The following is a 20,470-nucleotide window of genomic DNA, read 5'->3' on the forward strand; positions in this document are numbered from 1 at the left end:
TTTATGAAATTGTATTCGTTGTGCCTACTTGGGGACTGTCCCCCGTAGGGTGTAGGGTGATTCGGATGGTGGTGCCTTTGTTTGGTTGTGAGATGATGTCTAGGATGTTTTTCGTTTTGTAGACGAGTTCTAGGCGTTTTATGACGTTGCGCAGGCCGATGCCTGTTGAGTGCCCATGGTGTTCTTCGTTTAGATTTATCGGGTCCTGTGAGAGGATCCTTTGTTTTGTTTGTTCGTCCATTCCCTTTCCGTTATCGGTTACTTCGATGATGATGTTTTCACCATCCCGATAGATAGCGAGGCTTATCATCCCTCCCTCCTCAAGACCTTCTACTCCATGGATGAAGGAGTTTTCGACTAACGGTTGCAGGGTAAGAGCGGGAATTTTTACATCTAAGCAGTCTTCATCAATTTTCGTTTGAAAGGAAATTCGTTCTGCAAACCTTGTTTTTTGAATGTAAAAATACTCTTGGACGACGTTTGTTTCCTCTCTAAGGGAAACAGATTTATTTATATCTCCTAGACTTGAACGTAGCAAGGTCGAGACCGATTGAATGAGCCTTGATGTAACGTTTGCCTCCTCTAAATACGCCATTCTTGATATTGTGTTTAGCGTGTTAAATAAAAAATGCGGATTGATTTGATTTTGCAAATGCTTTAGCTCAAGTTCCTTCAAAAGCTTATCTAGCTCTGACTTTTCCTTTATTTCTTTAATATATTGTTTGATATCTTCACGCATTTGCAAAAATGATTCGCTTAGAACCTTGACCTCGTCGTTCGTTTTCATCTTAACGACCTGCACGTCGAAGTTTCCTACTGACATTTCCTTTGCAGCCTTTGATAAGTCACGGATCGGTCTTGTTAGCCCACGGGAAAACCAAATCGCCGCAAATAAGGCAAAAAGCAGAGTTGAGCTAAAAAGACTAATTGTGAACCACCTAAATGCCTTTTGCCGGTCTTCCATTTCTTGATAAAACAGTTGATATTCAGCTAATTCCAAATTGAGCAGCTGTAACGTCGATTCTAAAATATAGGATGAGATGCTACGGACCTCCATTGTATGTGCAGTATACTGGTCCAAATTGTTATAGCGCACCGCTTCAATCGTAATATCACTTTCAGAAATAAGGCTTGCAATCATCCGTTGGTACTTTTTAAGCTCTACTTGGTTAATCCCTGTCATCGCCTCATCTGTTAGTCGACGATTGTTTGCCAGCAAGTGTTTTTTTACCTTTTCGTATTCTTCCAGGTAAAGCGGATCCTTTTCAACAACGTAGGCATTAATTTTTTCATACACTGTTGTTGATTGCTGTGTAATTTCGTTAAAAAGTAAAAATCGTTCAAAGCTCGTACGATACTCGTTAACAAATTTTGAACTGCTGAAATAAATTGAGTAGGAGACAACGTTAAATAAGACGACAAATGCTAGAAAATATAATAATAGCTTGTTGCGAATACTGTTCATGGTTGCTGTCCTCCACTCATTGTAGCAGGATCCAACGGCAAGTCTTCTTTATGGACAATCTTTGTGTCTGTGTGCTGTAAAGGCTGTAGCTCCTTTCCTTCATTTAGTTGGATAAGCCGTTCCACTGACTCGTATCCCATCTGGTAGGGAAATTGGACAACGGTTGCTTCAATGAGTCCATTTTCAATGTATTCAAGTGTTTCGGACAGGATGTCAAAGCCGATGATATAAATATTGTCTTCTGCTTTAAGATTGCTGACTACCTTTGCAATTCCGATGCCGTCTAGCGCACTTGTCCCGTAAAAGGCTGTTACAGACGGGTATTGCTTGAGAATTTTATGAGCGGCTTCAGATGCACCGATTTCAGTAATATTTGATTCCTCGACGGTTAGTACCGAAATTCTTTTTTCCGTTGCGATTGCATCCATGAAACCTTGAACCCGAAGCTTTTGATGTGGGGCATCGTGGCGCCCTGTAACGATTGCGACATGCTGCCGTCCTGTTGTATCGTTTATGATTGCTTTGCCAGCGATGAATCCCGAGTAGTAATTATCGGTTCCAACATAAACGGCGCGCTCACTTTCAGGGGCGTCTGTATCAATTGTGACGATCGGAATTGATTTTTCCTTTGCCTTTGTAACAAGATGATTAAATTGCTCCTCGCCAATTCCCTGGGTAATGATGCCATCTACCCTGCCCGCTATTGCCATATCTATCGTTTTGAGGTGCTCATCTGTATTTGCCTGCTTCGGACCGAGATACTCCAAATACACATTATGAAACTTCGCAGCATCGCGCGCCCCTTGCTCAACAAGCCGCCAATAATCATTATCAAGCTCCTCTGGAATGAGGACGAAATGATGCTGATAGTTGTTGTGGTGGGTGTTGGGGACAGTCCCCTGTGCTTGGGTGGGGACTGTCCCCGTTTCAAAGTGAAAGGTCTCTTTGCCATAGTATAAGGTTAGAATACTAGTAAAAATGAATACAAGAAACGTAGAAAAATAGAGAAAACGTCGTAAATAGCGCATTGAGTAATCCATCCTTCGTATTTAGGTAAGCGTTTTCTTTTATTGTATTCGATTTAATAGGGATTTGGTAGTGGGTGGTTTTGGGGACTGTCTCTTGTGCTTTGGTGGGGACTGTCCCCAAAATTACTCGGCCTTAAAATTATGTTTCGTCAGGGGATTCCTCGGTATATTGCTTGAAAAATTGAATATTAGAATTTGTAAAGTAAGAGAGTGTTCTTTCTGTTGTGACAAGCGGGTTTTTGTTTGGGGTTACATATGTAGAATAGCTGCTCCATGGATAATCCTGGGGGTTTGAGACAAGCTTTGCTTCTACAGGGTTGCGATGAATGTAGCGATTAACAGTAAGGAAGTAATTTGCGTCAAGTATGAGCTTTGCCCCATATCTTCCTTGGAAAACATGCCCTACTAACGAATATCGTTTGTTTAAATAAATCGCATACCTTGTATGGAGAACTTTGATAATCTGACTAGTTGAGGTGTCTTTCGTTTCTAGCTGGAGATGGATGTGGTTATTCATTAAACAGTAGGCGTGTAAATCAAAGGGGTATTTTTCCTTTGTTTCCCCTAAAATTTCCATGTACTTACGAATGTCCTGGCTATCATGAAATAGCTCACTCTTACGATTTCCTCTTGCTGTAATGTGATACGTTGCTCCAGGAAACCAGATTCTGTTTTGTCTTGCCATAGTTATTCACCTTTCCTTATTTTTTATGAGGGCTATGCCCGTTCATAAGTAGATTCGTCGTTAGCAGGTGAATCCCTTCTTTGGGGACAGTCCCCAATAATTGTGGTTTTTTGATTTTGTCTTTTGAAAATTCATTTTTGAAAATGAGAGAGGGACAGTCCCCAAAACGTTGCGGGGGACTGTCCCCAGTATTAATTCGATCTCTTTGCTAGCCATTTTGATAGATAGTCAGGTATTGTGCCGGTGAGGGCGAGGGAGGCGTGGCCACCTTGGACTTCGAGGTAGGTTTTGTCCTTGCTTGAGATATAGTTCATAATTGGTTTTATTTGTTCTGCAGGTACGAGTCTATCGTATGCTGTTGCTACTGTTAAAAGATTTGCTTTGATATTTTTTAGTGATGCTCTTTTGTTGTTAATCATTTGTTTGTTTCGTATTAGCTTGTTTTCTTTTCCAAGGTCGTTTAGTAATTGCTTTAAGGTTGCACCTGGAAGCGGGATGTGCCCCTCTGCCCACATATTGATTCTTCGCCACCGCTCAACGTGTGAGTCATCATAACTTTTTTGAAGCAGGGTTGCCTGGGGGCTAAAATAAAGCGGCGAGGTAATAAGACGCATGCCCGCCTTGATAACTTGAGCAGGAATGAGTCCCATTGCATCGATTATTTCTTCCATATTGAAGCTTCCATCCTTAATCGCCTTTGCCCACTCATCAAAAACAGGAGTTTGACTAAAGTCTACCGGGGTTGCAAGCAAAACGAGATTTTTAATCGGTACTTTTGTTATCGCGGCAAACATTGTCGCAAGTGTGCCCCCGAGACAAAAGCCAATGACAGTGATTTCTTTAGCATTAGAATGAGCTAATACACGTTCAGAAGCAGGCTCTATATATTGCGAAAAATAGTCATCAAGAGTCATATCCTTATCTTCATAGCCCGGGATGCCAAAATCTATTAAGTATACATCATAGCCTTCTTTACCAAATGCCTCAATCATACTCATGTTAGGCCCCAAATCAAGAATACTCGGCTGGTTCACTAGTGAATAGATAAGATAGAGTGGTACGCTAAATCGTTTATTCGGAGATGGATAGTACCAAAGTGTCGCCTTGTTTTTCTTCCAAATCGCTTCTTTTGGCGTTTGCCCTATTTCAGGGAGCCTTTCGCTCCATTGCCGATTGTACCCTCGCCACCTTTTCAATTCATGCTCTACTAGTTCATACTGTGCTTGGTTTAATTCGTTGTTAGCCAATGTTTTTCAATCTCCGCTTTAAAACTTCGATAGGCGCTTCCTGTGTCTGGTTATTTTCTGCTTCTTGTTGATCGTTTAGTGGCTGTCTATTCACCCCTACATCTACTTGCTCTCTTAGAAATGCGAGTATATTTTCTCGAGGGACTGTTGTGGTACTCGGTGATGATGATGACTTTTCACTTTGTTTTTGGCTTAAACTAGCTACGGAATCTTTGCTTTTATTTAATCGTTGGGAGACAGAGGATTGCTCACGGTTTGATACAGCTTGTGTCGCTGCTGGCGCATTTTGCAGCTGTCTTAAATAATCCTCTAGTAAGTCCATTTTCTCTTCTAGCTGTAAAACTAGCTTAGCTACGTTTGCAACATCATCCTTTGTCGGGATTCTTAAAGCAGTCGTTACGATTTCCTGATACCTTTGTAGTTGTCTTAGCACCTCTCCGGTAACTGCTGATTGATCTGCCGCAAGCTTCACTAAACTCTCATTGTTAAGCTGATTTTGAATGAATTCATTCATTCTCGCCTCACCACCTTGGGCAAGCTTTTTTAGTTCTTTGTAAAATTGATCTGTAAGTTTGCTAGACATATTATTCACTCCTATTATTGGGACTTTTTTTGGGGACTGTCCCCAAACAGGCCTTATTCCTTTTGAAAGCTTGAATAGAATCCTTTTGTAGCAATGTTTCCTGGGTGTGGGGGACTGTCCCCGAATTTTGCTTTTCAATCGCATTTTAGATGGGAGTTGGCTTAATGGGGGACTGTCCCCCATTAAGCGTCCCCCATTAAGCTTCTCCCATTAAGCTAGGGCTGAGGTGCCTCCGTCGATTGTTAGGATGTGGCCGTTGATGTAGTTGGAGGCTGGGGATGCTAGGAATAGGATGGCGCCTTTTAGGTCGTTTGGGTGGCCGATTCGTCCTGCTGGTGTGCGGGCGATGATTTGTTTGCTGAAGTGGTCGATGACAGGTTTTGAGAGTTTTGTTGGGAAGAATCCTGGAGCGATTGCGTTGACTTGGATATTGTGTGGTGCGAGCTTAACTGCTAGGTCTTTTGTGAAGGTCATGACGGCTCCTTTACTCGTGTTGTAGGCTGTTGTGTTCATAAAGGTGTCCATTGTGCCACCAAATCCTGATATTGATGCAATATTGATGATTTTTCCGGATTTTTGCTTTGTCATTACATTTGCAACGGCTTGTGAGAAGAGGAATGTTCCTTTGACATTAACAGCCATGACTTTATCCCATTTATCTGCCGGCATTGTTAGGATCGGTGCAATCCATGATGTTCCGCTATTGTTTACTAATATATCGATCGTTCCAAACTGTTTGACTGTTTCTGTGACAACATGTTCAACCTCAGCTGGTACTGTTACATCACATTCAAACGCAAGGGATTGGACCCCTTTGTCTTTTAGAGCTTTACTTACTTCTAGACATGCAGCGAGATCACGAGAGCATACGACGACATTTGCACCTGCCTCAGCTAATGTATGTGCCATGATTTCTCCTAGGCCTCTACCACCACCTGTAACAATTGCCGTTTTGTTGGAAACATTGAATAATTCATTTACTAACAAAGTCTTCAATCCTCCTAAACTGTTAGCTATCGGATATTTATCCTATCACTCTTTTTTATCCGTACTTTAGTATAAACGGATACGTTAGAAGTTGTGATAGAAAATAGTTTTTTCGCTTACGCCTGATTTTCATATACATGAATTAGTAGATTTAACTATTGCCAAAAGGAATTGGGGGAATATAGGCGAATTAATAGAATACGTATTTTTCAGAAAAAGGAGTATATCATGATGCGAATGTTAACCTATTCTCCCCCTAAGCTGAAGCCGTCAACTGCATCCACACAGGTTATCGATGAGCTTGGACAGGTTGTTTGTACGTTTAAGCGATCGTATAAAAACATTTGGTTCCGTATTGCCGATGTCTTTTTAGATCATCATTATTTTGTTCAAGTTGATGTTTATTCAACTAATGGGGAATTACTCTATCAAGGGAAAAAAATTCCACGCTGGGGGAAAACTCAATATAAAGTGAGCAATTGCAAAACGACTGAACGCTATCACATCACCTACAAATCAATGCAGGTTGTTGTACCTGAGTTCACGATTTCATCGAATGATGGGCAGTTTATCGTTAAGCGGGAGCTGATGGATTGGGCAAGGTTTTATTATAATGAACAAGAAGTTGCTAGATGGAGGATGAAAACAACCGAATTGTTTAAAACATATTTGCAAATTGAGGATGCTTCACCTATAGAGGATCCAGCGTTCTTTGTTTGTCTGTTTCAATTGATTTTTTATTATGGTGAATAAACTTCCCAAATAAAAAATGCGAATACCTAAGGCATCCGCATTTTTCGTATTTTTAAGAGGCATATACTTTCTTTATTTGTGAAATCAAATCTTGCAATAATTCATTCGTTGTAATATCTGCTGTCTTCTCGCCTTTATCATGTGCGCGTAACAGAATTTGTAGCAGCTCTTCTTGTTTTAGCTGGCTTTCTTTCATTTATACAAATCCCTTTCTTTTTTTACATATTCAGACAATATGAAACTATTATACTTTTTGCCATTTAAAAATGCAAGATGGAATAATACCCCTAAAGTATTTCCCTTTTCTCCAAACATCACCAATTCCCTTCCTCCATTCAAACCTTTTTGATGGCTCAAGAATGAGTTATAATAGAAGAATTAGGGTTTCTTCCACAATCGTTCTGTGGGAATTAAGTACGGTACAGCTGATTAGTTGAATGTTAGCTGTGAAAGGAGTTCATTTATATGCTTGGTCGGGAACTTAGTAAGGAGCTTGTGCTTGGTGCCGGTGAACAAATTAAACAATTGCTATCTCCTCATGATGAACATGACCGGAATTTAATAAAAAAAGGTCTTATTTTGTTTCGTCAAGGTAGTATATATAATGTAAACGCAATAGATCATACGGTTTCTGCACGTGTGCAGGACGTAACGAGTGTTCAGGTCGAGATAGATTTGGATGATTTTGTGATGAGTACATGTACATGCCCATCTGAATCGATTTGTCGGCACCGTATTGCCACTTTCCTATATGTATATGCAAGTGTCGACCGCGTTGGAACGTTTGTTGACCTATGGAAGGAAGAGAAACCAGTTGATGCGATTTTAAAGCAGCACGTTCGAAAAGCAAGCTCGTTTTTTACAGAGGAAAAGGAATATGAGGATTCCTCGTTAGCAAGCTGGATTGCGTTTTTTGAACGCGAATATGAAAATTGGTATGAGCAGGTTTCCTCTCCACATCAGATATTTCAAGGTCTCTATCATCAATATTATTCGAGACTGAAGCAAAAAGCACCTAAGTCTCCTGAGATGAAGCAATTTTTTATTGTTCAATCGTCTGTCACGGTTCTTTTAAAAATGGTGCAGCTCCTTAATGAGACGAACCCAACTGAATATATGCTACAAAATATCGTTTATCCATACATTGATCAGCTAATTGATAATACTAGCGCAGCAATTCGGGAAATGAAGCGGTATGCATTGCCGTTTGCCCTTGATCCATTGCTCGTTGATAGTGTTGAGCGGTTTCGTGAGCTACTCACTACTAGTAAACATTTCCACTTCCAGCAAATCCAGCTTTACCAATTGCTCTGGGTTGAACTGCTGCGTCGTGACAAATTTATTACGATCGAGCGAGAATGGCTTGAGGAGCGGTTAACCTATGAGGAGGAGTATAAATCCGAATTGGAAATCGCGCTTATGCATATGGATTTTCTCCAGTCTCGAGATGAGCAGGTTTTTGCTTATTTAAAGGAGCTAAACTCAACTGCGCTCCCGCTATCATTTTATTGGGTAGAGGATATTTTGAAGAAAAAAAATTGGAAGCGACTTTCTAGCTGGCTTTCATTCCTCATGAACAATATGGCATCTTATATGAATAGTGACTTGCCATTTCATGAAAAACGAGAAACGGCAAATTATCTTTTACAAATCATGAAGCAGCATGCCGACTCAACAGGGAATAGCCAAACTTATGAAAAAGCTTGTCGCAGCATGCTTCCATATAGTTATGCTGAATACAATGAGTATCTTTTAAATAAAGAGGAATATAGAACATGGATCGAGCTGCAAACATTGCTTGGTTTTTCACTCGATGACTTTAATAGCTATGTATTAAAGGATATTGAAAAGCGCGATCCAGGTGTGCTTCTGCCGTTGTATGTCAAATCCGTTCAAGAGGAAATCCGCATGAAAACAAGAGAAAATTATAAAATGGCAGTTCGTTATTTGAAGCGGATAAAAGCGCAATATAAGAAAATGAAACGTGAAGAGGTTTGGGAAAACTATATTCACCAACTATCTGAGGAGCATAAACGATTACGTGCCTTCAAGGAAGAATTAAAGAAAGGAAAGCTCATTCATGATTAATACTATTCATATTGTCGTACATGCTGAACAAATTGAGAATTATCATTTTTATGTGTATTGTACGTCTGCGCATGATGATAGCCCTATTCCTGTCAATGAATTCTCCCGCTATCTTTTCACATGGCATGAGTCGTCCTTTTTCGGAACAAATTTAGAGGATATAAGCTATATCGGAATGCCTTCAGTGGTGCTGTCACCATGGATGATGGTCGAGTTACTAGGGAAGGAAACCTATAACTCGCTTGCTACGATTACGTTATCAGATGATACGCAGCAGCTGGCAAATCAAGCCCAGGTTATTTACGAATTGATCGAAAACAAGCAGTACGTTCCTGACTTCGAGGGTTGGAAGCATGGTCTACTCCGTTTCAAGGATGTAAATGAGGAATTAGAAGGATTTGTTCTAGATTGGTTTTCCGCAGCAATGACAGATTTAATCGAACAGGATGCCGTTCTAAAGAACGCTTGGACAGAAATTGTAAATGAGTATCCTGTCTTAACAACGTTTGATGGTCATTTTATTGATGAGACTGACTTCCTTGAAAAAATCGGCTGGCACATAGATGTAACGCCATTCACTGTCGGCCTCCGCCTAAACGAGCCTGAAATTGATGGCGAGGATTGGCAGCTCGAAATATTGCTGCGCAATAAAAGCAATGAAGAAGAAATCATTCATTATCAAGGGGCATCAAGCCTTCCAAAAAAATGGACGCCTTATTTAGATAAAATTGCGCGCGAGCAGGAAAGATTTTCTGAAGTTGTCCCTTGGCTTAGCTTTGAAACAGGAACGACGTATATTACCGAGGATGAAGCATGGTTATTTTTGACAAGTGCAAGTGAAACGTTGATCAATATGGGTGTTGAAATTTTGCTTCCATCATGGTGGCAGGTCGTCAAAGAGTCGCAAATGATGCTGAAGGCAAAGGTTTCCTCTACTCCTAGAGGACAGTCATTTGTCGGAATGAATTCGCTCATTGATTTTAACTGGCGCTTTGCAACAAATGGGGTTGAGATGAGTGAGGAGGAATTTTTGGCACTTGTCTCACAAAAGCGACGCCTCGTGAATTTCCGCGGGCAATGGATTAAGCTAGACCCTGCGTTCATTAAGCAGGTCCAGGCAATTTTGAAAAGAGCGGATCGCGAAGGCTTGCATTTATCAGATATATTGCATCAGGAGCTAAATGCAAAGGATATTGATGCAGATGATGACGATGTTGTTGATACACGAGCATTTGCCAATATTCAAATTGAGTTAAACCAGCAAATGAAAAAAATGCTGAAAAAGCTAACTGATACGAGTGAATTACCAACTCATCAAATACCTGAAGAGTTTCTTGGCACACTGCGACCTTATCAGCAAAACGGGGTTGATTGGTTATTATTTTTACGCAGTGTTGCCTTTGGGGCTTGTTTAGCTGATGATATGGGATTAGGAAAAACGATTCAAACGATTGCTTACTTCTCTTATGTGAAAAAGCATGAGAAGCCAGAGCAGCCTGCCTTAATCATCGCGCCTACCTCTGTTCTTGGTAACTGGCAAAAGGAATTTGAAAAGTTTGCCCCACATCTGCGGGTTAAGCTTCATTATGGACCAAATCGCGCGAAGGAAGAAAGGTTCACTGCTTCCATTCAGGAGGCTGATGTTGTCTTAACTTCCTACGGCTTATCACATGCTGATTTTGAAGAGCTTTCATCACTAACATGGAATACGGTTTGTCTCGATGAAGCGCAAAACATTAAAAATGCTCATACGAAGCAGTCACGTGCGATTCGTAAGCTCAAGGGTCAGCATCATATTGCGTTAACAGGTACACCGATGGAAAACCGTCTTACTGAGCTTTGGTCAATTTACGATTTCTTAAATCGCGGTTACTTAGGAAGCTTGCATAGCTTTCATAAGCGCTATGTCCTGCCGATTGAAAAGGATCGCGATGTCGAGCAAATCGAACAGCTGCAGCGTTACATTAAGCCGTTTTTATTACGAAGAACAAAACGGGATGAACAGGTTGCCTTAAATCTCCCTGAGAAGCAGGAGCAAAAGGAATATGTGCCACTTTCTGTTGAGCAGGCATCTCTTTATGAACAGCTTGTCAAGGATACGTTCGAACAGGTAACCTCACTTGCTGGGATGCAGCGGAAGGCATTAATTTTAAAAATGCTTGGCAAGCTAAAGCAAATTTGCAATCACCCTGCCTTGTATTTAAAGGAAGAGGATCCAAAGCAGCTTATTACACGTTCACATAAGGTTGAAAAGCTATTAGAGCTAACAACTTCAATACATGAGCAGCAGGAAAGCTGTCTTATTTTCACACAGTATATCGGAATGGGCGAAATGATTAAAAGGCTTCTTGAAAAGCAATTCTCTGAAAAGGTGTTGTTTTTAAACGGAAGTGTCATGAAGGCAGAACGGGATCGCATGGTTGAATCATTTCAAAATAAAGATTTCCCATTTTTAATTCTTTCTTTAAAGGCCGGCGGAACTGGATTAAACCTTACTGCGGCTAACCATGTTATCCATTTTGATCGCTGGTGGAATCCTGCAGTTGAAAACCAAGCGACAGATCGGGCTTATCGAATTGGTCAAGAGCGGTTTGTCCATGTGCATAAGCTAATTACAACTGGTACGATTGAAGAAAAAATTGATGATATGCTTGAGAAAAAGCAATCACTAAACGATGAAATTATTCAAAGCGAAAATTGGATTACAGAGCTTTCATCTGATGAGCTTGAAGAGCTGTTTACGTTGTCGATGAGTTAAAGGATATAGAAAATGCTGTCTAGCTCCTATTTCAGTTTTGACCTCTAGGAGCTAGACAAGATAAAGGTTTATACCTCTTATAATTAAGAAAGGGGAGCAATAAATGGCAACAAAACAAAAAACGAACCGTAAAGCAACGTCAGAGAAAAAATCACCGCAATGGGAGAAGCTAGTAAAATTAATTGAAAAAAAAGTATCAAAGTAATAGCGACAGTTTTTGAGACTGTCGTTTTTTCTTTGCAATCCTCTTAAAAAAAATTGGCTGATTAACGAGGGGAGATTTAATCAGCCGTAAACGTGGGGAATGAAGAGGATTTGCTTGGATTTTCTCTTTTCAGGAGGACTGGTTTTTAGGCTTCCTGTTCCACAAGTTCACGCGGTTTGCCGCTCATAAAGCGAACGGAGTCTGCGACAACTTCTGTAACGTAAACACGTGTCCGTTCCGCATTTTCATAGCTTCGAGTTTGAATCCGACCTATTACACCTACAATGGAGCCCTTTCGACAGTAGTTTGCTGTGTTTTCAGCTGTCCGCCGCCAAAGGGTGCAGTTCACAAAGTCGGTATCAATTTCACCGGCATTGTTTCGAAATTGTCTGCTTACTGCAAGAGTAATATTTGCAACAGGAGCACCATCTGCTGTATAACGAATTTCCGGATCCTTCGTTAGACGGCCTACTAGTATGACTTGATTAATCACCTTTTCCCTCCTTTCCTTTCATGTACAACTGTATTGTAATTGATTTGTCCTATTTGGAAAAACGTGTAAATTTTCATTTTGTATGGATTACACGGATAAGTTTGACCTTTGTTTTTATCTTTTGTCGTTCATAGGTTTCATTTATTCATTTGTATTTTACTAATTTAATAAATCTTTTAATCTTTGGGGAGGATTCACGATGTATGAGAAATGTTTTTTTCCAGAGAAGCTTATACCTTGAAGGATCCTTTGAAAGGAAGAGGATTTGATGATGTCTTGTTCAAGAGGTGCCCCAAGGTAACATTGCTTTTCTTCGTTCCATTGATAATAATGAATCGATAAATCCGGATTAGTGATATGAAAAATAAGTCTCAACAATCCCTTAGGCTTTTCAATTTCATAATGAATTTCAACTGTTGCTTCGAGAGGAACTCGGAAATGATGATAGTTAAATCGTCCCTTTTTCTCACCACCTACCCGCAATGTAACTAGTTCATCTGAATTAGCCTCGTTTCCTTGAAGCTTATTCGTTTCATCCTTTTTCAAATAAACACATTTTAATTTAATGTTCACCTTTTCTCCCTCACATTATTATTTTTTACACTCGTAGTATAGCTTACTACTAATTTTTTCAAAATTCCTCCAATCATTTTATTAGGTGGATTTTAACTAAATTTCAGGAAATTTTACCCTTTTCCTCTTTAAATCTTCCATTTTTTTCAGTATGCTTTTTATAGGTCAAAATATCTATAAATGATTAATTTTCGTACAAATAGGAAAAAGTTCTCAAGTTGGACTTTGCTGGCATTTGGATGTAGGGGAACCAGATAGAAAGGGAATGGTTCTATGAATGAGTTGGAGAAATTTAAAATGAATATGAAGTATTACCGTGAGTTAAACGGCTGGTCTCAACAGCAATTAGCAGATAAGCTATGTGTTTCCCGACCGGTTATTACACGGCTTGAATCAGGAGAGCAAGTGCCTGACCTCAGCTATATTCTTTCACTATGCAAGGCATTTAATATCCAAATCGAGAAATTACTCGGAGCTACACATCAGACAACTGACAGTATTTTTGAGGAATCTATGAACTATACAATTGAACATCCACTGACACCAATCGTTGACTATCTCTGTAAACAGCCTCGATTGGTAGCTAGCATTCAAACATTGCTTAAGCTTAAAGCAAAGGAACGTAGAATTATTGAGGATCTAATCATTACAACGATAGAGAAATCTGCAAAGCTGGCAGAATAAGCTAGTGAGCGCTATGATATAATGTTATAAGAAAAGCGGAGGCGCCTTGAACAGCTCCGACAAGCACAAGACGTATGGAACTGTAATTCCTATATCGATTGTGACTCGACGGGCTTGGCGCTGGAGCTAGACAATTTAGAAAAAGCGGAAGGCATGAGACTCCTACTTAAAGAAGCGTGTCAACCTCCCGGACGGCCGCCCGCAAAAGGCGAATGCCTGAAGCAGAAATCAACAATCAAGTGTAACAGAGCGTTTTAAAAAAACTTACGTGCTTAAAGAGGGTGATGATCATAAAAACATTCAAGCTAGTCGATTTAAAAGTTGAACATGAAGCTGAAGGTGAAAAGAAGCTACTTGCGATCCCTTTGAAGGATGGCTTAGTGCTTAATCGAGAGGATGGGGAAAACTCGTGGCTAATTGAGGCTTTAATCGATAAGGATTTCCAGCCAATCTTTGAGCAATTATATGATGCAAAGGCACAAATTCGAGCCTTTGTCACGATCTCGAAAAAAACGAATACACCGGCACAAATCGTTGGGAAAATCAAAACGATTACGCCATTGGAGCAGGATTTATCGATTCTAATTGATGGCCGACTTCATGCCTCAAGGCGATTACACGACCCAGAGGTATTGCTTAGAACCTTAATGGGTCAAGGACTTACTGGCGATGCTCTGATTGAGGCATTTACCGAGAACGTAAACATTAAGAAGGATACGACAAGATTATAAAATATGAACAGGACTTGGCATTCTCGGGTAGCCAAGTCCTGTTTGCTTTTAGAAAAATTTCTTTTTATTTCGCTCCTCTTTTAAAATTTCAACTGCTTCCCTAAACCGTTGTGAGTGTACAATTTCTCTTTCTCTTAAGAAGGCAAGGCCATCATTCAAATCAGGATCATCTGACATATTAATAATCCATTGGTATGTAGCGCGTGCCTTCTCCTCTGCCGCGATATCCTCATAAAGATCAGCGATTGGATCGCCCTTTGCTTGGATATACGTCGCAGTAAATGGTACACCATCTGCATTATGATAAAAGAGGGCCTTGTCATGATCGACGTAGTGTGGAGCAATTCCTGCTGCTTTTAGCTGTTCAGGTGTTGCGTCCTTTGTTAGCTTATAAATCATCGTCGCAATCATTTCTAAATGAGCAAATTCCTCTGTACCGATATCGTTTAACAGCCCGATGACCTTATCTGGTATTGTATAGCGTTGGTTTAAGTAGCGAAGGGCTGCCGCTAATTCTCCATCAGCCCCACCATATTGCTCAATTAATAATTTTGCGAGAAATGGATTACATGTACTTACCTTTACTGGATATTGCAGCTTTTTTTCGTAAATCCACATTCAATAACACTCTCCTCTCTTTATACTTGCCATGGCCATGGAGCTCTTCCCCAGCTCCAATTTGCATCTGCAAAGCTGCCGCCAAAATGCTGCAGCATCCCAAATTTTGCTTCAAATTGCTGTTTTAGCTGCTTGCTGTAAGCCGTACATTGGTTAAATTGTTGAATTGCTTGAACATCATTCGGATGGGTATCTAAATAAAGGGTTAGCTCGACAAGAACAAAGTCAATCGCTTGGATTTCCTCTAATAGCTGATAATATTCATCAGGTAGTTGATGTTTGCTCACACTACTTTACCCCCTTTTTTCCTTTATACGGATTTTTATAAGGGTCATATAAGGCTGGCCAAAGCGTTCCTTTTCTCAATGCTTCCTGTGGTGAAAACTGCGGTAAATTTGGTGGTTGAAAACCCATATATAGATGCGGAGGTGTTGAATAATACTTCAATCCGATTGGTGGGCACGGGTCAAAACGACTGTGAAACGGCTGATAGCTCTTAACTCTGGTGAAGGCTGGCTGTTGTTGCTCTTGAGGACCTTTCATCTTTATCACCTCTTTTTTAAAGTGAGCATTAGCATTATTGGGCTACGCTACACTAGCCATTTTTTTGCTAATCTATTACTATCCTATTCTTAATGATTTGATACTTATGCCTGCTAATCTTAAAAATTTATAAGCTGCAGTTTCAGTGTATTTGTCAACTTTTATTAAAAATTTGTCAACTTTCGGAGAAAATCTCCTAACTTTTGCAGAAAATTTGTCAACTTTCGGGAAAAATCTGTCATTCGACAAGATTCGACCGCTCTTTTAACTAAAAAAAGGCTAACATCAATGTCAGCCTTCTCCATTAGTTATTTTTCATCTTTCTTTTCTTCATCATTTGGTTCTAAATCATTGTTGTTTTCTTCATTCGTGCCATCTAAGATGTCGCCTGCATCATTTCCATTGTTTTGAACTTCATCATTAATATCATTATCATCATTGCCATTTCCAGTTGTATCTGTATTTTGTCCTCCATCTTCACCCGGTTGGTTGTTATCCATGTTTTCTTCTTGTGGTGCTGGATCCGGGTCATCATTTGTTGCACAGCCCGTTACGAGCATCGCTGCAAGCAGTGAACCGACTAACATTAATAGCCATTTTTTACTCATGCTGTTTTCTCCTTTCAAATTTAGATAACATATTTTTACACATGTCCTTGAATAGCTTTTCCAAAAATAAAAAAATCATTACATAAATTTTCAAAATACTACTTATATATAGAAGGCTGTTTTGCAAACTTTGTTGCTCTTTTACAGTGTAGTCGTTCGGGGCTGATTTACGCTTCAGTACTAAACCCTTATATAGTTAGTACTATTTAGAAAAAAGCCATAAAAAAAGGACAATTCAACCTAAACTTGGTCAAATTGTCCTTGAATTTTTATTCTTCTTTTGCACCTAATGCGAACATCATTTCAGCTTCACAAGCAATTTCTCCATCAACAGTTGCTCTACCTGTAGCTTTGACGATTGAGCCTCTTGCACGAGTTACCTCAACCTCTAGTCTTAGCTGGTCACCTGGCTTTACTTGTCTTTTAAAACGGCAGCTGTCAATTCCTGTGAAAAATGCGATTCTGCCACGGTTTTCCTCTTTTTGTAACATTGCTACTCCTACAACCTGGGCCATTGCTTCAACAATAAGAACCCCTGGCATTACAGGATAGTCTGGGAAATGTCCGTTAAAAAATTCCTCATTCGCTGTAACATTTTTAATTCCTACTGCATGCTTTCCTTCTTCTACTTCGATAATTCGATCAACGAGTAGAAAAGGATAACGATGCGGGATAATTTCTTTAATTTGTTGAATATCTAACATATGTATTTTTCTCCTTATTATTAAATTTACATAAAGTCTTACGTATGTATACGACAAAAGGAAGGCATACACCTTCCCAATTATTAATAGTATACTCTTTTTGATTATTCTTTTTCAACTAGGTCGATGATGTGTTGCCATGTTGATTTGTCGAGTGCGTCTGAGGCCTTTCCATCGCCAATTACTGCATAGCCTACGATAACACCGACAATTGCACTAACCACCATGAAAATAAGAACAAGCAATACTCTTATCCATATTGGAATTAATCTGATACGGATCCGTTTCTTTCCCTTTTGATCCGTTCCTTCTTGTACCTTCTTGGCTTTTTTTGCTTTTTTCATTTCTTCTCGGCTAGTAACTTTCATCGTTTCCTTTGCAACCAATAGACCTAACTCCTATCTAACACCGTTTATTAACCCCATCATTTGATCACCCATTGTAATCGTCTTTGCATTCATTTGGTATGAACGCTGGGAGACCATCATATCAGTCATTTCCTTTGATAAATCGACATTTGACATTTCTAATGCACCTTGCTGCATGGATACTTCACCACGTAGGGCACCTTCAAGATATGTGAAGATTTCATCCAATTGTACATTACCTAGGTTTTCACTTAGGCTGTAACGATTATTTCCTGCTTGAACGAGCAATTGTGGACGGTCTACTTGCACAACACCCAATCCAAATACTTGTGGCAGGTCATTGTCATTATTTGGTACAGCTGTAATCGTTCCATCTTGAGAAATTTGAATTTCCTTAAAATTTTCTTCAAAAATAATTGGATTTCCGTTTTCATCAAGGACATTTCTGCCTTCAGCTGTTGTTAACTGCAAGCGATTCGTCCCATCAGCTGTTGGCGATAAATAAAGAGAACCGTCTCTTGTATATTGCGTTTCGCCATCAACATCAATTTGCAGAAGCTGATTTGGTGATGTAAAGGCAATATCAAGTGAACGCCCTGTTTGCTTAAGTGTTCCTTGGCTAAATACTAAGTTGCTATTGAGCCTTGCACCAGTGCCTTGTGTAATACCTAGCTCTGTTCCAAAGCGACCAATTTCTGCCTCGGCATCTGTTTGATTATTGAACTGCTGTCTCACAAGCTCTGAAAAAGCTGTTTGCTCTCTTTTATAGCCTTGTGTATCGATATTTGCTAAGTTATGGCCAATTGTATCAAGCTGCTTTTGAAGCTGGCCCATTGTATTTGTTGCTGTAATCATCGAGCGTAGCATTGTTTGTTCCCCCTATTAACCTATCCGGCCAATTTCGTTTGCGGCCTTTTCCATGCTTTTATCATATGCTTGTAATACCTTTTGATTTGCTTCAAACGAACGATAAGATGTCATCATATCTGTATAAGAACGAGCAATATCAACCGTTGAACCTTCGAGATAATTTTGCTTTAAGCTATATTGAACCTCGCCGTTACCTAGTGCTGTTGGGATGTTTGTATTATCAGCTGTTCTGTACAATCCATTGCCTTCCTTTACAAGGTTGCGGACATCATCCTCAAAGCGGACATCGATTTGTGCGATAAATTCCCCACCTGCAAAAATGTCACCATCTTCAGTAATTTGATAATCATTTGCTAGAATTTGAATCGGTTGTCCTGCTGTTGAAAGCACCGGGTTACCACTTGATAAAAGTGTTCCATTTTCATCAAGTGTAAAATTACCATTGCGTGTATAGCGTTCTTCCCCAGCTTGATTTTCGACAGCAAAGAGGAGGAATCCCTTTCGATTTGTTTCAGGATGTATTGGGACATTTTGCTCAACAAGTGCTACATCGCTTAATAATCCTGTTTCACGAATATCGCCTTGATTGTATTTATTATTGATTTCCTGTACGTATGCACCAGTATTGATTGAACCAACTGTAGATGGGATTGGTTGGTTATCGATTCTCTTTAGCAGCATTTCAGGAAATGCACGGACAGAGGCTTGGTCTGCTTTATACCCAGCTGTGTTGGCATTTGCGATATTATTTGAAAGCATTTCTGTTCTTCTTTGTTGCGCCACCATACCAGCTGTAGCTGTATATAAACCTCTTAACATATATATCTCCACCTTCGTAAAATAATTCTTGCCGGACAAATTGAATTCTTTTTCGACAGAATTCCCTAATTACCATTATAAAGGAGAAGGACAGTTTTCTCATTACATTTTTTTAGGAAAAGAATGACTATTTCGTGTGAGGGTTTTAAACAATTGAACATATGAAAAAAGAGTCCATCTAGTAGACTCTTTTTTCGTCATATATTAGCCAAGTTTTTTGCGTGGTAATTTGTCCATGTTGTCTAGCATAATGCCTGTGCCGATCGCAACACAATCCATTGGTGCCTCTGCAACTAATACTGGCAGTTTAAGCTCTTCTGCTAATAATAAATCAAGTCCGTTTAGCAGAGCGCCGCCTCCAGTTAGTATAACACCGCGATCAATAATGTCAGCTGAAAGTTCAGGTGGCGTTCTTTCAAGAACACTTTTCGCAGCTTGTACAATAACAGCAACTGATTCACGAAGTGCCTCTTCAATTTCTTTTGAATTCACTGAAATTGTGCGTGGTAAACCTGTGACCATATCTCGTCCACGTATTTCAATTTCTTCAGAACGTGCGCCTGGGAATACCGTTGCAACATTTATTTTAATGTCTTCAGCAGTACGTTCACCAATTAATAGCTTGTACTCACGTTTAATATAATTTAAGATTTCAGAGTCAAACTTATCCCCTGCCATCTTAATTGATGAGGCGGTGACAATATCGCCCATAGATAATACAGCGACATCTGTAGTTCCACCGCCTATATCAACGACCATATTTCCATAAGGTTGGAAGATGTCCATTCCCGCACCAATCGCTGCGACCTTTGGCTCTTCCTCAAGAAATACATTTTTACCGCCGCTTTTTTCTGCAGCTTCTCTAATAGCTTTTTGCTCAACAGAAGTAATATTAGTTGGGCAACAGATAAGCATACGTGGCTTCGTAAATAAACCCTTTACATCAAGCTTATTGATAAAGTGCTTGAGCATTGCCTCTGTTACTTCAAAATCCGCAATGACTCCATCTTTTAAAGGACGAATAGCAACAATATTCCCAGGAGTACGCCCTACCATGCGTCTAGCCTCTTCACCAACCGCAAGAACCTTTCCTGTGTTTTTATCTAATGCTACAACCGATGGCTCATTGAGTACAATTCCTTTCCCTTTCACGTGGATCAGCACATTAGCAGTACCTAAATCTATACCTATATCCCTTGCAAACATTCTATCTATATCCTCCTTGCAAATCTTCATTCCCAGAATATCTAACCTAATTAAATATTGTATCATAAAATGAAAAAAATAGTATGATTTTGTAAAATAATTTAGTTTGATTATGTAGGGATTTGTCGATTTACAATGAATTAGATAGTCTCATTATTTTACAGGCTCTTCTTCTAAAATTTCATCCTTCTTGTACTTAAGCTTTGTTGCCTCGCCACCACGCAAATGTCTAATTGATTTATGGTAATCAAGTATTTCCTTTACTTCATTCGCAAGATCAGGGTTTATTTCTGGTAACCTCTCCGTTAAATCTTTATGGACGGTACTTTTGGAAACGCCAAACTCCTTCGCTATGACACGAACTGTTTTCCTTGTCTCCACGATATATTTCCCAATCTTGATTGTGCGTTCTTTGATGTAATCGTGCACACCACTCGACCTCCCTAATATGGAT

The 20,470-nt window shown here is 39.7% G+C and carries 24 protein-coding genes; 5 read left to right on the forward strand and 19 right to left on the reverse strand.

The features are described 5' to 3' along the window. Position 1: 1 nt before the first annotated feature. The 6 genes from ACTJJ9_RS02815 to ACTJJ9_RS02840 all read right to left on the reverse strand — a co-directional run bounded on the left by ACTJJ9_RS02815 (position 2) and on the right by ACTJJ9_RS02840 (position 5,995). The gene (locus tag ACTJJ9_RS02815; protein WP_145580210.1) at positions 2–1,465 is read right to left on the reverse strand and encodes a sensor histidine kinase; all 1,464 of its coding nucleotides are present in this window, start codon (positions 1,463–1,465) and stop codon (positions 2–4) included. Then, on the reverse strand, positions 1,462–2,505 hold the full coding sequence (locus ACTJJ9_RS02820; protein WP_440768438.1) for a sugar-binding protein: 1,044 nt from the start codon (positions 2,503–2,505) through the stop codon (positions 1,462–1,464). Before ACTJJ9_RS02820 ends, ACTJJ9_RS02815 begins: the two co-directional genes overlap by 4 nt. 127 nt (positions 2,506–2,632) lie before the next feature. Next, positions 2,633–3,178, reverse strand: a complete 546-nt coding sequence (locus tag ACTJJ9_RS02825) for an REP-associated tyrosine transposase (RefSeq protein ID WP_145580209.1) — start codon at positions 3,176–3,178, stop codon at positions 2,633–2,635. A 191-nt stretch (positions 3,179–3,369) separates the two neighbouring features. Continuing rightward, a complete protein-coding gene (locus ACTJJ9_RS02830) occupies positions 3,370–4,425 on the reverse strand; it encodes an alpha/beta fold hydrolase (RefSeq protein ID WP_145580208.1) in 1,056 nt (351 codons plus the stop codon). Beyond that, positions 4,418–5,008, reverse strand: a complete 591-nt coding sequence (locus ACTJJ9_RS02835; RefSeq protein ID WP_145580207.1) for a hypothetical protein — start codon at positions 5,006–5,008, stop codon at positions 4,418–4,420. The genes ACTJJ9_RS02830 and ACTJJ9_RS02835 overlap by 8 nt, the downstream gene beginning before the upstream one ends. Positions 5,009–5,218: 210 nt before the next feature. Further along, positions 5,219–5,995 (reverse strand): SDR family oxidoreductase, encoded by a 777-nt coding sequence (locus tag ACTJJ9_RS02840; protein ID WP_095301569.1) that lies wholly within the window; start codon positions 5,993–5,995, stop codon positions 5,219–5,221. Between the two features lie 228 nt (positions 5,996–6,223). Between ACTJJ9_RS02840 and ACTJJ9_RS02845 the strand changes: the two genes are divergently transcribed. After that, positions 6,224–6,748 carry a tubby C-terminal domain-like protein gene (locus ACTJJ9_RS02845; protein WP_440768439.1) on the forward strand — a complete coding sequence of 175 codons (525 nt, stop codon included), beginning with the start codon at positions 6,224–6,226 and terminating at the stop codon, positions 6,746–6,748. A gap of 52 nt (positions 6,749–6,800) precedes the next feature. Here the strand turns inward: ACTJJ9_RS02845 and ACTJJ9_RS02850 are convergent, their stop codons facing one another. After that, the gene (locus ACTJJ9_RS02850) at positions 6,801–6,944 is read right to left on the reverse strand and encodes a hypothetical protein (protein ID WP_095301567.1); all 144 of its coding nucleotides are present in this window, start codon (positions 6,942–6,944) and stop codon (positions 6,801–6,803) included. A 269-nt stretch (positions 6,945–7,213) separates the two neighbouring features. Between ACTJJ9_RS02850 and ACTJJ9_RS02855 the strand changes: the two genes are divergently transcribed. Next, a complete protein-coding gene (locus tag ACTJJ9_RS02855; protein ID WP_145580206.1) occupies positions 7,214–8,836 on the forward strand; it encodes an SWIM zinc finger family protein in 1,623 nt (540 codons plus the stop codon). After that, the gene (locus tag ACTJJ9_RS02860) at positions 8,829–11,594 is read left to right on the forward strand and encodes a DEAD/DEAH box helicase (protein ID WP_145580205.1); all 2,766 of its coding nucleotides are present in this window, start codon (positions 8,829–8,831) and stop codon (positions 11,592–11,594) included. The genes ACTJJ9_RS02855 and ACTJJ9_RS02860 overlap by 8 nt, the downstream gene beginning before the upstream one ends. 350 nt (positions 11,595–11,944) lie before the next feature. Here the strand turns inward: ACTJJ9_RS02860 and ACTJJ9_RS02865 are convergent, their stop codons facing one another. Next, a complete protein-coding gene (locus tag ACTJJ9_RS02865; RefSeq protein WP_095301564.1) occupies positions 11,945–12,292 on the reverse strand; it encodes a single-stranded DNA-binding protein in 348 nt (115 codons plus the stop codon). A gap of 159 nt (positions 12,293–12,451) precedes the next feature. Then, complete coding sequence (locus ACTJJ9_RS02870; RefSeq protein WP_145580204.1) at positions 12,452–12,865, reverse strand: hypothetical protein; 414 nt, start codon at positions 12,863–12,865, stop codon at positions 12,452–12,454. 297 nt (positions 12,866–13,162) lie between these two features. On the opposite strand from ACTJJ9_RS02870, the gene ACTJJ9_RS02875 reads away from it, so the two are divergent. Further along, positions 13,163–13,549, forward strand: a complete 387-nt coding sequence (locus tag ACTJJ9_RS02875; RefSeq protein ID WP_174881473.1) for a helix-turn-helix domain-containing protein — start codon at positions 13,163–13,165, stop codon at positions 13,547–13,549. A gap of 284 nt (positions 13,550–13,833) precedes the next feature. Beyond that, positions 13,834–14,280 carry a YwpF family protein gene (locus ACTJJ9_RS02880; RefSeq protein ID WP_095301561.1) on the forward strand — a complete coding sequence of 149 codons (447 nt, stop codon included), beginning with the start codon at positions 13,834–13,836 and terminating at the stop codon, positions 14,278–14,280. Between the two features lie 48 nt (positions 14,281–14,328). Here the strand turns inward: ACTJJ9_RS02880 and ACTJJ9_RS02885 are convergent, their stop codons facing one another. The 10 genes from ACTJJ9_RS02885 to spoIIID form a co-directional block, all read right to left on the reverse strand. Continuing rightward, positions 14,329–14,898, reverse strand: coding sequence for a manganese catalase family protein (locus ACTJJ9_RS02885; RefSeq protein WP_095301560.1), 570 nt, complete (start codon positions 14,896–14,898; stop codon positions 14,329–14,331). A gap of 20 nt (positions 14,899–14,918) precedes the next feature. Beyond that, the gene (locus ACTJJ9_RS02890) at positions 14,919–15,185 is read right to left on the reverse strand and encodes a spore coat protein CotJB (protein ID WP_095301559.1); all 267 of its coding nucleotides are present in this window, start codon (positions 15,183–15,185) and stop codon (positions 14,919–14,921) included. 1 nt (position 15,186) lies between these two features. Next, complete coding sequence (locus tag ACTJJ9_RS02895; protein WP_095301558.1) at positions 15,187–15,441, reverse strand: spore coat associated protein CotJA; 255 nt, start codon at positions 15,439–15,441, stop codon at positions 15,187–15,189. Between the two features lie 308 nt (positions 15,442–15,749). Beyond that, the gene (locus ACTJJ9_RS02900) at positions 15,750–16,049 is read right to left on the reverse strand and encodes a hypothetical protein (protein ID WP_095301557.1); all 300 of its coding nucleotides are present in this window, start codon (positions 16,047–16,049) and stop codon (positions 15,750–15,752) included. A 269-nt stretch (positions 16,050–16,318) separates the two neighbouring features. After that, positions 16,319–16,753 (reverse strand): 3-hydroxyacyl-ACP dehydratase FabZ, encoded by a 435-nt coding sequence (gene fabZ / locus ACTJJ9_RS02905; protein ID WP_095301556.1) that lies wholly within the window; start codon positions 16,751–16,753, stop codon positions 16,319–16,321. Between the two features lie 104 nt (positions 16,754–16,857). After that, positions 16,858–17,139 (reverse strand): DNA-directed RNA polymerase subunit beta, encoded by a 282-nt coding sequence (locus tag ACTJJ9_RS02910; RefSeq protein ID WP_233452341.1) that lies wholly within the window; start codon positions 17,137–17,139, stop codon positions 16,858–16,860. A 12-nt stretch (positions 17,140–17,151) separates the two neighbouring features. Continuing rightward, the gene (locus tag ACTJJ9_RS02915) at positions 17,152–17,988 is read right to left on the reverse strand and encodes a flagellar hook-basal body protein (RefSeq protein WP_145580201.1); all 837 of its coding nucleotides are present in this window, start codon (positions 17,986–17,988) and stop codon (positions 17,152–17,154) included. 15 nt (positions 17,989–18,003) lie between these two features. After that, the gene (locus tag ACTJJ9_RS02920) at positions 18,004–18,810 is read right to left on the reverse strand and encodes a flagellar hook-basal body protein (RefSeq protein WP_095301554.1); all 807 of its coding nucleotides are present in this window, start codon (positions 18,808–18,810) and stop codon (positions 18,004–18,006) included. 204 nt (positions 18,811–19,014) lie between these two features. Beyond that, a complete protein-coding gene (locus tag ACTJJ9_RS02925; RefSeq protein ID WP_095301553.1) occupies positions 19,015–20,016 on the reverse strand; it encodes a rod shape-determining protein in 1,002 nt (333 codons plus the stop codon). Between the two features lie 153 nt (positions 20,017–20,169). Continuing rightward, the gene (gene spoIIID / locus ACTJJ9_RS02930; protein ID WP_095301552.1) at positions 20,170–20,445 is read right to left on the reverse strand and encodes a sporulation transcriptional regulator SpoIIID; all 276 of its coding nucleotides are present in this window, start codon (positions 20,443–20,445) and stop codon (positions 20,170–20,172) included. Positions 20,446–20,470: the final 25 nt, after the last annotated feature.

Source organism: Metabacillus sp. 22489 (genome assembly GCF_052044855.1).
GTDB lineage: Bacteria > Bacillota > Bacilli > Bacillales > Bacillaceae > Metabacillus > Metabacillus niabensis.